The sequence below is a fragment of the Stakelama flava genome (genome assembly GCF_019351405.1).
Taxonomy (GTDB): domain Bacteria; phylum Pseudomonadota; class Alphaproteobacteria; order Sphingomonadales; family Sphingomonadaceae; genus Sphingomonas; species Sphingomonas flava_A.
This window is the reverse complement of the sequence record NZ_JAHWZX010000002.1, coordinates 156,407-171,431: the sequence shown is the minus strand read 5'-3', so window position 1 is coordinate 171,431 and position 15,025 is coordinate 156,407. Positions and strand designations below refer to the sequence as shown.

The following is a 15,025-nucleotide window of genomic DNA, read 5'->3' as shown; positions in this document are numbered from 1 at the left end:
TTCCCTTCGGGGAAGATATCTCTGGCGGGCGGGGAAGGCCGGGCGTCACCGGTCGGCGACGCCCGAAATTCCTTATTCCGCCGCCTCGGCCATGCCGCCGTCCTCTTCGTCCTCATGGGACTTGAGTTCGACGTTGAGGCCGAGCGAGCGCATTTCCTTCACCAGCACGTTGAAGCTTTCCGGAATGCCGGCCTCGAACGTGTCGTCGCCCTTGACGATCGCCTCATAGACCTTGGTGCGGCCGACCACGTCGTCCGATTTCACCGTCAGCATTTCCTGCAAGGTATAGGCGGCGCCATACGCCTGAAGCGCCCACACCTCCATCTCGCCGAAACGCTGGCCGCCGAACTGCGCCTTACCGCCCAGCGGCTGCTGGGTGACGAGGCTGTACGGTCCGATCGAACGCGCGTGGATCTTGTCGTCGACCAGGTGGTGCAGCTTCAGCATATAGATGATGCCCACGGTCACCTTGCGGTCGAACGCATCGCCCGTGCGCCCGTCGAACAGCGTGGACTGGCCCGACGGATCGAGGCCCGCCAGTTCCAGCATCGCCGTCACGTCGCTTTCGCGCGCACCGTCGAACACCGGGGTGCCCATGGGAACGCCTGTGCGGACATTGTGGACAAGCTCGGCAACCTGTTCGGGGTCGCGCGCATCGATCTCAGCGACGTAATGATCGCCATAGATCGCCTTCAACCGGTCCCGCACCGCATCGGGCATCGCGCCCGGCTGGGCATCGGGATTGGCCTCGCGCCAGTCTTCAAGCTGCCGTGCGACCTGCATGCCCAGATTGCGGGCGGCCCAGCCGAGATGCGTTTCGAAAATCTGACCGACATTCATGCGGCTCGGCACGCCAAGCGGGTTGAGCACCAGATCGACCGGGGTCCCGTCTTCCAGGAACGGCATGTCCTCGACCGGCAGGATGCGGCTGATAACGCCCTTGTTGCCGTGACGGCCGGCCATCTTGTCGCCCGGCTGCAGCTTGCGCTTCACCGCGACGAAGACCTTGACCATCTTCAGCACGCCCGGCGGCAGTTCGTCGCCACGTTCCAGCTTCTCGCGGCGATCCTCGAACTTGTCGCGGATCTTCTTCACCGCTTCGTCATACTGGCCCTTGATGGCTTCAAGGTTCGCCTGAACCGAATCGTCGGCGACGGCGAACTTCCACCACTCGTGGCGATCGACGCTTTCCAGCACGTCGTGATCAATCGCGACGCCCTTCTTCACGCCCTTGGGCGCGGCGGTGGCAGTCTGGTCCAGCAGCATCTCGCGCAGCCGCGACCAGGTCGCACGGTTGAGGATCGCGCGTTCGTCGTCGGAGTCCTTGCGAAGCCGCTCGATTTCCTCGCGCTCGATCGCCAGCGCGCGCTCGTCCTTGTCGATGCCGTGGCGGTTGAACACCCGCACATCGACGATCGTGCCGGAAACGCCCGGCGGCAGGCGAAGCGAGGTATCGCGCACATCGCTGGCCTTTTCGCCGAAGATCGCGCGGAGCAGCTTTTCCTCCGGCGTCATCGGGCTTTCGCCCTTGGGCGTGATCTTGCCGACCAGAATGTCGCCCGGCTCGACCTCTGCGCCGACATAGACGATGCCCGCTTCGTCAAGGTTGCGCAGCGCTTCCTCGCCGACGTTCGGAATGTCGCGGGTGATGTCTTCGGGACCCAGCTTGGTGTCGCGGGCCATGACCTCGAACTCGTCGATATGGATCGAGGTGAAGACATCGTCCTTCACGATCCGTTCGGAGATCAGGATCGAATCCTCGTAGTTATAGCCGTTCCAGGGCATGAACGCGACGAGCGCGTTGCGGCCCAGCGCCAGTTCGCCGAATTCGGTCGAGGGGCCGTCGGCGATCACGTCGCCGGCATTGACCACATCGCCCACCTTCACCAACGGACGCTGCGTGATGCAGGTTGATTGGTTAGAGCGTTCGAACTTCATCAGCGTGTAGATGTCGACGCCGCTTTCGGTGGCGTCCACCTCACCGGTGGCACGGATCACGATACGGGCGGCATCGACCTGATCGACGATGCCCGCGCGCTTTGCCGCGATCGCAGCGCCCGAATCGCGGGCCACGGTCGCTTCCATGCCGGTGCCGACGAACGGCGCCTCGGCACGGACCAGCGGCACCGCCTGGCGCTGCATGTTCGATCCCATCAGCGCGCGGTTGGCGTCATCGTTTTCCAGAAACGGAATGAGCGACGCCGCGACCGACACCAGCTGTTTGGGGCTGACGTCCATCAGCGTGATCGATTCGCGCATCGCCATCAGGAACTCGCCCGCCTGACGGCTGGAGATGATTTCCTCGACGAAGCTGCCATCCTCGTTCAACTCGGCATTCGCCTGCGCGATGGTGTGCTTCTGCTCTTCCATCGCCGACAGATAGACGACCTCGTCGGTCACCTTGCCGTCGATCACCTTGCGGTACGGCGTTTCGATAAAGCCGTATTTGTTGACCCGGCTGAACGTCGCAAGGCTGTTGATCAGACCGATATTCGGGCCTTCAGGCGTTTCGATCGGGCAGATACGGCCATAATGCGTGGGGTGAACGTCGCGAACTTCGAAGCCCGCACGCTCGCGGGTAAGCCCGCCCGGCCCAAGCGCCGAAACGCGGCGCTTATGGGTGACTTCTGACAGCGGGTTGGTCTGATCCATGAACTGCGAAAGCTGCGACGAACCGAAGAATTCACGCACCGCGGCGACCGCCGGCTTCGCGTTGATCAGGTCGTTCGGCATGACGGTCGACACATCGACGCTCGACATGCGCTCCTTCACCGCGCGCTCCATGCGCAGCAGGCCGACACGATACTGGTTTTCCAGCAGTTCGCCCACCGAACGCACACGGCGATTGCCGAGATTGTCGATATCGTCGACTTCGCCCTTGCCGTCCTTCAGGTCGACCAGCGTCTTGACCACCGCCAAGATATCCTCGGTGCGAAGCGTCGTTACCGTATCCTCGGCATCGAGGTCGAGGCGCATGTTCAGCTTCACCCGGCCGACCGCCGACAGGTCGTAGCGGTCAGGATCGAAAAACAGCCCGCCGAATAGCGCTTCGGCGGTTTCCAGGGTCGGCGGCTCGCCGGGGCGCATCACGCGATAAATGTCGGAAAGTGCCTGCTGGCGCTCCTCGGCCTTGTCGGCCTTCAGCGTGTTGCGGATCCACGGACCGGTCGCGACGTGATCGATATCGAGCAGGTCGATCCGATCGATTCCGGCCTTGTCCAGCTTTTCCAGATTTTCGGGGCTGACCTCATCGCCCGCCTCGACATAAATCTCGCCGGTCTTTTCGTTGATCAGGTCATAGGCCGAATAGCGGCCATAGATTTCCTCGGTGGGAATGAGCAGGGATTCCAGCCCGTCCTTCTTCGCCTTGTTGGCGGCGCGGGGCGAAATCTTCTGCCCCGCCGGGAAAACGACTTCGCCCGACGCGGCATCGACAATGTCGAACGCCGGCTTCTGACCGCGCCAGTTTTCCACCGCGAACGGAATCTGCCAGCCGCCTTCGCCGCGCACCCAGCTGATGCGGTTGTAGAAATAGTTGAGGATTTCTTCGGAATTGAGCCCCAGCGCATAGAGCAGGCTGGTCACCGGCAGCTTGCGCTTGCGGTCGATGCGGACGTTGACGATGTCCTTGGCATCGAATTCGAAATCGAGCCACGAACCGCGATAGGGGATGACGCGCGCGGCGAACAGATATTTGCCGCTGGCATGCGTCTTGCCGCGATCATGGTCGAACAACACGCCCGGCGACCGGTGCATCTGGCTGACGATCACACGCTCGGTGCCGTTGATGATGAACGTGCCGTTCGACGTCATCAGCGGCATGTCGCCCATATAGACGTCCTGTTCCTTGATATCGAGGACCGACTTGGCCTCGGTATCGGGATCGACCTCGAACACGATCAGGCGCAGCGTGACGCGCATCGGCGCTGCATAAGTGATGCCGCGCTGACGGCATTCCTCGGTATCGAACTTGGGATCTTCCAATTCGTAATTGACGAAATCCAGTTCGGCCGTGCCGGCGAAATCGCGGATCGGGAAAACGCTGCGCAGCGTCTTTTCCAGCCCCGATACATAATCGATCGAAGGGTCGGAACGCAGGAATTGTTCGTAGGATTCGCGCTGAACCTCGATCAGGTTCGGCATCTGCACCACTTCGTGAATGTCGCCGAATACCTTGCGGATGCGGCGCTTCATCGCGCCACCCTCGATTGCCTTGGTCGCCATGTCGCTTGTCAGCCTTTTATCTTGTGCGTCGAACGTCTCGCCCCCGGAATCCCTCCGGGGCGGGCACGCGAAGAAACGCGAAAAGGCCGCAAGCCTCCGATATTCGGAAACCGCAGCTTCTCAGCGTCTCTGAAATCCTGGCCCGATCCATTCCTGTGAAACGCTGCGCTACGGCGCTTCCTTTCCCGATCGGTAGGATGACGGTGATATAGGATCACAAATGCGACAAGTCAAATCGCTGGTGCGAAGATGAACGCGCGATAAACACCGGTGTCGCGAAAGCTGAACCTGCGATAAACGGCGGAATTCCGTCGCTTCCAAGGCTCGGTTCATCGTAATTGGGCCAAGCATCAGGGAACGCGCGTCGCCCGGTAACGCTTCTCCTTCCCGCAGTCATCGCCGCCTTTTTCGAATTCGGCAACGACGATCCGTCCGGTGCGGACAGCATTGCTTCCGGACGGGAACGGGAACGGTCTTGGCCAGTAGCGTATTGCCGGGACGGTGATGGCCGGGGGGCGAGGGCTTCCCGGCCATCATCCTTCAGAGAAAAAGCATGTTGGCCTGGCGATCGCAGCAACCGCCGCTTGCCGTGGTTTCAGGCGTCGATAACGTCTTCGTCCAGCCGACCGGCATTTTCCTGAATGAATGCGAAGCGATGGGCGGGATTGTTGCCCATCAGCCGATCGACAAGGTCCTTCACCTCAGCGCGCTCTTCATATTCCTGCGGCAAGGTGATGCGGATCAGATTGCGGCTCTTCGGATCCATCGTCGTTTCGCGAAGCTGGCCGGGATTCATCTCGCCAAGCCCCTTGAAGCGCGCCACTTCCACCTTCTTGCCCTTGAACGCCTCGGCTTCCAATTCGGCGCGGTGCGCATCGTCGCGCGCATACAGGCTCTTGGTGCCCGATGTCAGGCGATAGAGCGGCGGCTGGGCGAGGTACAGATGCCCGCGCCGCACGACTTCCGGCATTTCCTGAAAGAAGAACGTCATCAGCAGCGTCGCGATATGCGCGCCGTCGACATCGGCATCGGTCATGATGATGATCCGGTCATAGCGCAGGTCGCCGGGGCGGCACTCCTTGCGCGTGCCGCATCCCATCGCCTGGATCAGATCGGCGATCTCCTGATTGGCGAGGATCTTCGCGCTTGTCGCCGATGCGACGTTCAGGATCTTGCCGCGAATGGGCAATATCGCTTGAGTCTTGCGGTCGCGCGCCTGTTTCGCGCTGCCGCCTGCGCTGTCGCCCTCGACGATGAAAAGTTCAGTGCCTTCGGACGCATCCGCCGAACAGTCGGTCAGCTTGCCGGGCAGGCGCAGCTTGCGGCTGCTGGTCGCGGTCTTGCGCTTGACCTCGCGCTCCTGCTTGCGCCGCAGCCGTTCGTCCATGCGTTCGAGCACATAGCCGAGAAGCGCCTTTCCCCGGTCCATGTTGAGCGACAGGAAATGGTCGAAATGATCGCGCACCGCGCGCTCGACCAGCCCGGCCGCTTCGGGGCTGGTCAGCCGGTCCTTGGTCTGGCTTTGAAACTGCGGATCGCGGATGAAGACCGACAGCATCAACTCGCTGCCCGTCATCACGTCATCGGCGGTCAGGTCCTTCGCCTTTTTCTGCCCCGTCAGGTCGCCGAATGCGCGCAATCCCTTCACCAGCGCGGCGCGAAGCCCCTGTTCGTGCGTGCCGCCGTCGGGGGTGGGGATGGTGTTGCAATACCAGCTATAGCTTCCCTCGCTCCATAGCGGCCAGGCGACGGCCCATTCGACCTTGCCCTGCTGGTCGGGAAAATCCTGCTGCCCGGTAAAGAAGTCCGCGGTCGCGCATTCTCGCGCGCCCACCTGTTCCTTCAAATGGTCGGCAAGCCCGCCGGGGAACTGGAACACCGCTTCGGACGGCGTATCGTCCGAAATCAGCGCGGCATCGCACCTCCAGCGTATCTCCACCCCCGCGAAAAGATAGGCCTTGGACCGGGCGAGCTTGTACAGGCGCGCCGGTTTGAACTGCATTTCCCGGCCGAAAATCTCGGTATCCGGGGTGAAGCGCACTGTAGTTCCGCGTCGGTTGGGGGCCGCGCCCGCATTTTCCAGCGGGCCGAGCGTTATCCCACGCGAAAAATGCTGGCGGTATAATTTGCGGTCGCGCGCCACCTCCACCACCGTGTCGGACGACAGCGCGTTGACGACGCTCACCCCAACGCCATGCAGGCCGCCTGAGGTCGCATAGGCCTTGCCCTGAAACTTGCCGCCCGAATGAAGCGTGGAAAGGATGACCTCCAGCGCGGACTTGCCCGGAAATTTGGGGTGCGGATCGATCGGGATTCCGCGTCCGTTATCGGTGACGGTCAGGCGATTGCCCGCCTCCAGCGTCACCTCGATCCGGTTGGCGTGGCCCGCCACCGCTTCGTCCATCGCATTGTCGATCACCTCGGCGGCAAGGTGATGCAGCGCGCGCTCGTCGGTGCCGCCGATATACATGCCTGGGCGGCGGCGGACGGGTTCCAGCCCTTCGAGCACCTCGATCGAGGAGGCGTCATAGTCTTCCTTGGGAGCGGAACCGGAAGCGAACAGGTCTTCGGACATGGTGTCGGCTATAGGGGGCGGCGCGATCGGTGCGCAAGCGGTGAACATCGCCGTCGCCCGTACGTTACGCAGGCGGTGCAACCTATCAGGAGGACGCTGTTCATGTCGCTGCTGCTCGATCTGGCCAATATATTGGGCGGCTTTCTGCTCGCCATCGCGCTGCTCGAACAAAGCCCGAAGGTCGGTGACGATTTGGCGCGTGGCGCAGGAAAACTCGCGCCCTTCGGCTGGATCATCGGCATCGTCGCGCTGGTGGCGGGCGGATATTTCGTGATTGTGCACCTCACCACCGGCCCGGCGCTTCTCCATTACGAAGTCGTCGGCATCCTGGTCGGCGTCGCGCTGCTCTGGGACCGGCTGAAGGGCAGGTCGGTCGACCGCGCCATACAACGCAGCGGCACGACCGGATCGGGGCTTGTCCTCGCCATATTCGGGATCATCGCGATCCTGGTCGGTCTGCAGGGGCTTTTCACTCCCAACGCCTGATCCGCCGCGAAGGAAAAAAGGCCGCCCGCATCGTAGCGATTTGGCGGCCTTGTTCTTGATACGACTTGGTTCTTGATACGACTTTCAGGCGAATCAGCGAACCCGCGGCCCGCCATAGGGAAGCGGCGGGGGCGGACGCCGGTCGCGGCGCGGCATCTGCGCCTGATAGGCATGGCCGCAATGTTCGACGCAATAGGGGAAGCCCGGATTCACCTTTTCCCCGCAAAAGTGGAAATCGGGTTCGCCCGGATGGCCGATCGGCCATTTGCAGATGCGTTCATTAAGGTCGAGCAGGCTTGTCTTGCCAGCGATCTCGTCCGACGGTTTCGCCGGAACCAGCCGCCGTGGCGGGGCGGGCGTTGCGGGCGGGCCCTGATCGGCCGGGTTCTGGCGCACAAAGCCGCCCGGTCCGACCGAACGGACCACCGGCCTCGGCTTTTCCTCGCCAGCCGAATCGGCTTCGCCTGCATCCTGTTTTGCCGATGGCGTGGGAGCCGGTGCGGGGGCAGGCGCGGGTGCCGGAGCCGGCGCTGCCGCTACAGGAGCGGGTGTCGGTTCCGGCACCGGAGCTGGCGCAGCTTTCGTCTTGGTTGCAGACCGCTTCTTGGCGTCGCCATCCGCGCCCTTCACGGGCGAGGGGCGCGATTGCAGGCCCAGGCGGTGCGCCTTGCCGATAACGGCGTTACGACTGATCCCGCCCAGCTCCTCGGCAATCTGGCTCGCCGTCATGCCCGATTCCCACATCTTTTTCAGCGTGGCGATGCGTTCTTCGGTCCAACTCATTCATTCTTCCTCAAACACTAAATTCCGCTCCGGCTTGCGGGCCGATCGCGCAGCGACTACGCGATGCGGCTATGACCGACCAGCCCGTTTCCGGTGAAAACCGATTGGCCAGCCCCGGCGTTCCGATTTTCCGAAACGTCAATTGGGGCGGGCTGAAGACCCTCTATATCAAGGAGGTCCGCCGTTTCTTCAAGGTGCAGTTGCAAACGGTATGGGCGCCGGCCGTCACCACGCTGCTGTATCTGGTGATCTTTACCCTGGCGCTGGGCGGGCGCGGCCGCGGCGATGTGATGGGCGTGCCCTTCGCCGATTTCATCGCGCCGGGGCTTATCGTCATGGGAATGCTCAACAACGCGTTCCAGAACGCCAGCTTCTCGCTGCTCGCGGGGAAGATGCAGGGCACGATCGTCGATTATCTGATGCCCCCGCTGTCGACCGCCGAACTGCTTGCCGGACTTGCGGGCGGGGCGGTCACGCGCGCTTTCTGCGTCGGGGCGGCGGTGTGGGCCGCGATGGCGCTGTGGCCCGGCGTTCACGTTGCGCCGATGCATCTCTGGGCGATTTTGTGGTTCGGCTTTCTCGGCGCGCTTTTCCTTGCCCTTATCGGGGTGCTTACATCGATCTGGGCGGAAAAGTTCGATCATGCCGCGGCGGTGACCAATTTCGTCGTCGCGCCGCTGACGCTGCTGTCGGGCACCTTCTATTCGATCGAACGGCTCGCGCCGGCGTTCCAGACGATCAGCCATTTCAATCCGTTCTTCTACATTATCTCAGGCTTCCGGTACGGATTTCTTGGCGTGACCGATTCGCCCTGGTGGGGCAGCCTTGTTATTCTTGGCCTCGACATCGTGATGGGCCTGATTTGCTACACGGCGCTGAAGCGTGGGTGGAAGATCAAGAACTGAGCGGGGCGTAATCGCTTCGCGCGGGCGTGTTGACGCAGCGCCCGCGCCGCTCGTACAAGCGCCGCCCGGGGCGGTCCGGAAAAACGGGCCGCCTTTTGTTTTTCGCTCAGGATGTTTTTCAACCAACCGTTCAAGGAGTCCACTCATGTCGATCCCAGCGCTCATGCCCGTCTATCCACGGTGCGATGTGCGTCCGGTGCGAGGCGAGGGCTGCTATCTGATTGGGGAGAAGGGCGAACGCTATCTGGATTTCGCCGCGGGCATCGCGGTGAACTGCCTTGGTCACGGGCATCCGCACCTGACGAAAAAGATTCAGGAACAGGCCGCGACGCTGATGCATGTGTCGAACATGTACGGTTCGCCGCAGGGCGAACATCTTGCCCAGCGGTTGGTCGACAACAGCTTTGCCGACACGGTTTTCTTCACCAATTCGGGGGCCGAGGCGGTCGAATGCGCGATCAAGACCGCGCGTCGTTATCACTATGCGGACGGCAATGCGCAGCGTCACGACCTGATCACCTTTTCCAGCGCGTTTCACGGCCGCACGATCGGTGCGATTTCGGCAACCAACCAGCCCAAGATGCGCGACGGGTTCGAACCGCTCGCGCCCGGCTTCAAATATGCCGAGTTCAACGATCTTGAAGGCGCATTGGCACTGATCGACGACAATACCGCCGGGTTCCTGGTCGAACCGATTCAGGGGGAAGGCGGCATTCGCGCTGCCACGCCGGAGTTCCTTACCGGGCTGCGCAAGGCGTGCGACGAACACGGCCTGTTGCTGGTGCTCGATGAAGTGCAGGCGGGTTACGGCCGCACCGGTAAATTCTTTGCGCACGAACTCTATGGGATCACCCCCGATATCGCGGCGGCAGCGAAGGGGATCGGCGGCGGCTTCCCGCTCGGTGCCTGCCTTGCTACCGAGGAAGCGGCCAAGGGCATGGTGTTCGGTACGCACGGCTCCACCTATGGCGGCAACCCGCTCGCCATGGCGGCGGGCGAGGCGGTGCTCGACGTGATGCTGGAAGACGGCTTTTTCGAACATGTCGAAAAGATGGGCAACCGGCTCCGCTCTGCGCTTGAACAGCTGATTCCGAATCATGACGATTTGTTCGAAAGCGTTCGCGGCGCCGGGCTGATGCTGGGGCTGAAGCTGAAACATCCCAGCCGCGATTTCGTAGCGCATCTGCGCGACAATCATGGCCTGTTGACGGTTGCGGCGGCGGACAACACGGTCCGTATGCTGCCGCCGCTGATTATCGGCGAAGACCATATCGCCGAAGCGGTCGAAAAGCTGAGCGCGGGCGCCCGCGCCTATGCTCCGCCCGCCGAGGATTGATTTGTTCCTCCCCTGGACGGGGAGGGGGCCATGCGTAGCGTGGTGGAGGGGGAAGTTCGGCAAGCGAGCCATATGGGGGAGGCGCTCCTCCATCGGCTTTGCCAGTCTCCCTCCCAGCTAGCGGGGAGGAACTGAATGCGGAATTTCCTGAACCTATCCGATGCCGGCGGCGATGGCGTTGCCGCGATTCTTGCCGATGCGCTCGATCGCAAGGTCGCGCGCGCGAGCTTGCCCAAGGGCGCGGTGGACAGCGACGCTCCGCTCGCAGGGCATACGCTTGCCATGGTGTTCGAAAAAAGCTCGACCCGTACCCGCGTCAGTTTCGATATGGCGATGCGGCAACTGGGCGGCAGCGCGCTGGTGCTCGACGCTGCCTCCACCCAACTTGGCCGCGGCGAAACGGTGGCGGACACAGCGCGCGTCCTGTCGGGCTATTGCGACGCGATCATGGTGCGCACCGACGACCATGCCAAGGTCGAGGAAATGGCGCATTATGCTAGTGTTCCCGTCATAAACGGCCTGACCGACGCATCGCATCCGTGTCAGATCGTCGCCGACCTGATGACTGTGATGGAGGCGGGAAAGCCACTGCCGGGGCTTGAATGGGCATGGCTGGGCGATGGCAACAACGTCCTCCATTCGATTATCGAGGCGGCGGGGCTTTTCAAATTTTCGCTGCGCATCGGTTGTCCCGAAGGCTATGATCCTGAAAGACGCTGGATCGATGAAGCCAATACCCGGCTTGGCGACACCAATGCGCGCATCACGGTCGAGCGGGAGGCGAACGGCGTCATTGCCGATGCCGATGTCGTCGTCACCGACACCTGGATTTCGATGGGGCAGGCGCATGCTGGCGAAAAACTCGCCGCGATGATGCCCTATCAGGTGACCGAAGCGCTGATGCAACGCGCAAAATCCGATGCCGTTTTCCTCCACTGCCTCCCCGCGCATCGCGGCGAGGAGGTGGTCGCTAAGGTCATCGACGGCCCGCAATCGCTGATCTGGCCGGAGGCGGAAAATCGACTGCACGCGCAAAAGTCGGTTCTTCGCTGGTGCTTCGGCCAGATCGGATGATTGACTGCGGCGCATTGTAACGCCGCTACGCGATCCTATTTTAAGCGTGAACGCGAGTGTCCAGTATTTCACCGGGCGCTCGCGAAGCGTATTGTAATCACCAGTCCCTGCCCGGTCGCGGGGATGACGAGGATTGTTGTGACCAGCGAAACCCCTACCCCCGACATCGATCGCGCGATCGGTTTCACACTTCCCGACAAGCATGCGCGCGGCCGGATCGCGCGTCTTGGCCCCGTGGTCGATGAAATATTGTCCGCACACGCCTATCCGCCGGTCATCGAACGGCTGCTGGGCGAGGCGCTGGCGCTTACCGCGCTGCTCGGCTCCACGCTGAAGGATGTCGGCGGCCAGCTTACCCTGCAGGCGCAGACCCAGAACGGCATCGTCGATCTGATGGTGTGCGATTACAAGGGCGGCGAACTTCGCGGTTATGTGCAGTTCGATGCCGAAAAGCTGGGCGAGGGGCCGGACGAACCCAGCCTGTTCGCGCTGTTCGGCAACGGCTTTCTGGGTATCACCTTCGATCAGGCGGCGACCGGCGAGCGGTATCAGGGCATCGTCCCGCTCGACGGGGCGACGCTTTCCGAAGCGGCGCAGAATTATTTCCTGCAATCGGAGCAGATTCCCAGCCTGGTCCGCCTGAACGCCGGGCGCGATGACGCAGGGCATATGGTGGCTGCGGGGATGTTCCTTCAGCATCTGCCCGAGGGCGAGGAGGGGCGCGAGCGGATTCATACCCGGCTCGACCATCCCGAATGGGAGCATGTCGAGGCGCTGGGTACGACGATGGGGGCCGACGAACTGGCCGATCCTTCGCTTCCGATGGAAACGCTGGTCTGGCGTCTGTATAACGAAGAGCGAGAGGTGCGCACGCTCAGCGCGGTTGCGCTCAGTCGCGGTTGCCGCTGCGATGCCGATTATATCGGTCAGGTACTGGCCAAATTCCCCGAATCCGAACGCGTTGAGATGGCCGACGACAATGGCGTTATCGGCGTCGACTGCGCCTTTTGCGCAAAAACCTTCCCGGTCGCGCTGGAAGAATTGAAAGCATGAGCGGGCACCGTCCGCGCTTGCCGGTGGAATCGCGACGGTCCGGCTTGTCGCCTTGGGAGTATCATCGATGAGCATCCGATTATGGTCGCGCCTGTCGATCGCCGCGCTGTTGCCGCTGATGGCGGCGGCGGGAACGCCAAAATCCGGCCTGGCGGTTATCGATGCGCTGGAGGCGGGAAAATGGCAGCTGACCGAACAGGGCAAGCCCGATGGATTCCATCGAACGGTGTGCCTTCCCGACAAGGTTTCGCTGATTCAGGTGGTGCATCCCGGCGCGCAATGTTCGCGCTTTGTAATCGATAATCAGCCTCGCACTGGGACCGTTCACTACACCTGCCCCGGCGACGGGCACGGGCGCACGACGCTTCGCCTTGAAACGCCGCGGCGGGTGGAGATCGACACGCAGGGCATGTGGGACGGCCTGCCGTTCAAGACACTTGTCGATGCGCGGAAGGTCGGGACATGCCGCGCGAGGTAAGCGAATATCCCGCGGCGGCCATCGTCTTTGCGCGCTCTTGCCATTGCGGTCGGCGCGTTTCGCTTTTAGCGGGACGGCATGACTGACCAACCGCGCTATGCCGTTGCGCTGCTTTCGGGCGGCCTTGATTCGATGACCGCCGCCGCCCGCGCGAAGGAGGAGGGCTATCGCCTCCTCGCGCTGTCGGTCGATTACAATCAGCGCCATCAGGTCGAACTCGAAGCGGCAAAGCGCATCGCTGCCGATCTGGGCGCGGAGCGGCACATCATCCTTCCGCTCGACCTGCGCGGGTTCGGCGGTTCGGCGCTTACCGACGATATCGACGTGCCAAAGGACGGTGTGGGCGAAGACATTCCCGTCACCTATGTGCCTGCGCGCAACACCATCTTTCTCAGCCTCGCGCTCGGCTGGGCGGAGGCGATGGGCGGACGCGACCTGTTCATCGGGGTCAATGCGTTTGATTATTCAGGCTATCCCGATTGCCGCCCCGAATTCATCGCCGGGTTCGAACAACTTGCCGAACTCGCCACCAAGGCAGGGAGCGAGGGCGAGCGGTTCCGCATCCACGCCCCGCTTCAGCACATGACCAAGGCCGATATCGTGCGCGAGGGCGCTCGGCTGGGCCTCGACATGGGGCTTAGCTGGTCCTGCTACGACCCGGCCCCCGGTGGGCTGCATTGCGGACTGTGCGACAGTTGCCGCCTGCGCGCGAAGGGATTTCAGGAAGCGGGCATAGCCGACCCAACCCGCTACGCCGCAACTCCGTGAGCTATGCGGTAAAGGAAATGTTCCTCACCCTGCAGGGGGAGGGCATTCATGCCGGCCGGCGCGCGGTGTTCATCCGCTTTGCCGGCTGCAATCTGTGGTCGGGGCGCGAGCAGGATAGGACAAGCGCGATCTGCCGTTTCTGCGATACCGATTTCGTCGGTATGGATGGACCCGGCGGCGGTCGCTTCCCCGATGGTGCGGCGCTGGCTGAAACAGCGGCAAGGATTTGGGGCGATGCGCCGCGCGAGGAACGCTTTGCGGTGCTTACCGGCGGTGAGCCAATGCTACAGGTCGATGATGGGGCGGTAGACGCGCTGCATGCTCAGGGCTTTACGATCGCAATCGAATCCAACGGAACGATTGCCGCGCATCCCGGCATCGACTGGATATGCATCAGCCCCAAGGCGGGCAGCGAAGTCGTTCAGCGTCGCGGCGATGAATTGAAGCTGGTATGGCCGCAGGATGGGATGGACATCGCCGCGCTCGAAGCATGGGATTTCGCCAATTTCCTGGTACAGCCGATGGACAGCGATGCGCGTGAGGAAAATCTTACAAGCGCGATCGCCTTTGCCATGGAGCGCCCGCGCTGGCGGCTGACGCTCCAGACTCACAAGATGCTGGGATTACCCTGATTTGCCGGTACTGGCGAAGAAATCGCCGCATCGCCGACTGCGATATTCGCCGTCATCCCAGCAATCCTCGTTGAAATTCGGAAGGCGCGGAAGGGCGAGCGCGAAATAGCCGCGATAGGCCTGATCTCCCCAGGCTAGCAGGCTGCGGCGAAGTTCGTACATGCGGTCATGCGCGATTTTGTCGAGCGATCCGCGCGGCGAAAACAGCACCTGCCGCCCGATATCGGCCGCCGTCTGGCAAAAGCTCAACTGGCCGCCCACGGTGGAGAAACCCGAATAGATGCGCGTTCCATACTGGTCGAACGCGGTAATCCCCTTCTTCTTGTTCTCGCTGGTGCGAATAAAATAGTCGCCAAGCGTTTTGTACGCCCGGTCCAGTTCCTCGTCATGATCCTTCAGCATCGAATTGTAATAATCGAGCGTCAGCAGCGTCGGTTCGAAATTGCATTGCAGCGCCGCGACGTTCAGCGCGGCCCGCAGGTTCCAGACCAGCGCGGCGTCGAGTTCCGCCTGTGTCGCCTGTGGCAGGATCTGCCCCACCATACCCGGTTCCGCCCCGGTCACCCGCGGTCCGGAAAGATCGACGGGCTTGAGGAAGAATTGCGCCGATGCGGGCGTTGCCCCCAGGGCGGTGATGGCGGCAACGGCCACCGCTAAGATACGAAGTACGCGCATATTCATCCTCTGCCCCATGCGGGAGATCGTTATCGG

General features: G+C 62.5%; 12 protein-coding genes. 8 read left to right on the top strand and 4 right to left on the bottom strand.

Translation table 11 applies throughout. From position 1 onward, the window contains the following. Positions 1 to 72: 72 nt before the first annotated feature. Both rpoB and parE read right to left on the bottom strand, forming a co-directional pair. The gene (rpoB, locus tag KY084_RS02960) at positions 73 to 4,224 is read right to left on the bottom strand and encodes a DNA-directed RNA polymerase subunit beta (protein WP_219236940.1); all 4,152 of its coding nucleotides are present in this window, start codon (positions 4,222 to 4,224) and stop codon (positions 73 to 75) included. Between the two features lie 595 nt (positions 4,225 to 4,819). Further along, a complete protein-coding gene (gene parE / locus KY084_RS02955) occupies positions 4,820 to 6,799 on the bottom strand; it encodes a DNA topoisomerase IV subunit B (protein WP_219236939.1) in 1,980 nt (659 codons plus the stop codon). A gap of 102 nt (positions 6,800 to 6,901) precedes the next feature. On the opposite strand from parE, the gene KY084_RS02950 reads away from it, so the two are divergent. Continuing rightward, a complete protein-coding gene (locus KY084_RS02950; RefSeq protein ID WP_219236938.1) occupies positions 6,902 to 7,285 on the top strand; it encodes a hypothetical protein in 384 nt (127 codons plus the stop codon). A 93-nt stretch (positions 7,286 to 7,378) separates the two neighbouring features. Here KY084_RS02950 and KY084_RS02945 read toward each other — a convergent pair whose 3' ends face one another. Next, positions 7,379 to 8,068: a GcrA family cell cycle regulator gene (locus KY084_RS02945; RefSeq protein WP_219236937.1), complete on the bottom strand. Its 690-nt coding sequence runs from the start codon at positions 8,066 to 8,068 to the stop codon at positions 7,379 to 7,381. Positions 8,069 to 8,139: 71 nt separating this feature from the next. Here KY084_RS02945 and KY084_RS02940 point away from each other — a divergent pair, with 71 nt between their 5' ends. The 7 genes from KY084_RS02940 (at position 8,140) to queE (ending at position 14,314) form a co-directional block, all read left to right on the top strand. Continuing rightward, entirely contained in the window at positions 8,140 to 8,973 is an 834-nt protein-coding gene (locus KY084_RS02940) for an ABC transporter permease (RefSeq protein WP_219236936.1), read from the top strand. A 145-nt stretch (positions 8,974 to 9,118) separates the two neighbouring features. After that, on the top strand, positions 9,119 to 10,309 hold the full coding sequence (locus tag KY084_RS02935; RefSeq protein WP_219236935.1) for an aspartate aminotransferase family protein: 1,191 nt from the start codon (positions 9,119 to 9,121) through the stop codon (positions 10,307 to 10,309). A gap of 135 nt (positions 10,310 to 10,444) precedes the next feature. Further along, complete coding sequence (gene argF / locus KY084_RS02930; RefSeq protein WP_219236934.1) at positions 10,445 to 11,383, top strand: ornithine carbamoyltransferase; 939 nt, start codon at positions 10,445 to 10,447, stop codon at positions 11,381 to 11,383. Positions 11,384 to 11,506: 123 nt separating this feature from the next. Next, entirely contained in the window at positions 11,507 to 12,436 is a 930-nt protein-coding gene (hslO, locus tag KY084_RS02925) for an Hsp33 family molecular chaperone HslO (protein ID WP_219236933.1), read from the top strand. Positions 12,437 to 12,503: 67 nt separating this feature from the next. Then, the gene (locus tag KY084_RS02920) at positions 12,504 to 12,914 is read left to right on the top strand and encodes a hypothetical protein (protein WP_219236932.1); all 411 of its coding nucleotides are present in this window, start codon (positions 12,504 to 12,506) and stop codon (positions 12,912 to 12,914) included. A 78-nt stretch (positions 12,915 to 12,992) separates the two neighbouring features. Next, a complete protein-coding gene (gene queC / locus KY084_RS02915; protein WP_219236931.1) occupies positions 12,993 to 13,682 on the top strand; it encodes a 7-cyano-7-deazaguanine synthase QueC in 690 nt (229 codons plus the stop codon). Beyond that, positions 13,679 to 14,314 (top strand): 7-carboxy-7-deazaguanine synthase, encoded by a 636-nt coding sequence (gene queE / locus KY084_RS02910; protein ID WP_219236930.1) that lies wholly within the window; start codon positions 13,679 to 13,681, stop codon positions 14,312 to 14,314. The genes queC and queE overlap by 4 nt, the downstream gene beginning before the upstream one ends. Here the strand turns inward: queE and KY084_RS02905 are convergent. Beyond that, positions 14,306 to 14,995 (bottom strand): hypothetical protein, encoded by a 690-nt coding sequence (locus tag KY084_RS02905; RefSeq protein WP_343227940.1) that lies wholly within the window; start codon positions 14,993 to 14,995, stop codon positions 14,306 to 14,308. The genes queE and KY084_RS02905 overlap by 9 nt on opposite strands. Positions 14,996 to 15,025: the final 30 nt, after the last annotated feature.

Coding starts and splice junctions, on each gene's coding strand:
- KY084_RS02950 (WP_219236938.1), top strand. CDS start 6,902: ATGTCGCTGCTGCTCGATCTGGCCAATATATTGGGCGGCTTTCTGCTC.
- KY084_RS02940 (WP_219236936.1), top strand. CDS start 8,140: ATGACCGACCAGCCCGTTTCCGGTGAAAACCGATTGGCCAGCCCCGGC.
- queC (WP_219236931.1), top strand. CDS start 12,993: ATGACTGACCAACCGCGCTATGCCGTTGCGCTGCTTTCGGGCGGCCTT.
- KY084_RS02920 (WP_219236932.1), top strand. CDS start 12,504: ATGAGCATCCGATTATGGTCGCGCCTGTCGATCGCCGCGCTGTTGCCG.
- KY084_RS02905 (WP_343227940.1), bottom strand. CDS start 14,995: ATGAATATGCGCGTACTTCGTATCTTAGCGGTGGCCGTTGCCGCCATC.
- argF (WP_219236934.1), top strand. CDS start 10,445: ATGCGGAATTTCCTGAACCTATCCGATGCCGGCGGCGATGGCGTTGCC.
- KY084_RS02945 (WP_219236937.1), bottom strand. CDS start 8,068: ATGAGTTGGACCGAAGAACGCATCGCCACGCTGAAAAAGATGTGGGAA.
- hslO (WP_219236933.1), top strand. CDS start 11,507: ATGACGAGGATTGTTGTGACCAGCGAAACCCCTACCCCCGACATCGAT.
- rpoB (WP_219236940.1), bottom strand. CDS start 4,224: ATGGCGACCAAGGCAATCGAGGGTGGCGCGATGAAGCGCCGCATCCGC.
- parE (WP_219236939.1), bottom strand. CDS start 6,799: ATGTCCGAAGACCTGTTCGCTTCCGGTTCCGCTCCCAAGGAAGACTAT.
- KY084_RS02935 (WP_219236935.1), top strand. CDS start 9,119: ATGTCGATCCCAGCGCTCATGCCCGTCTATCCACGGTGCGATGTGCGT.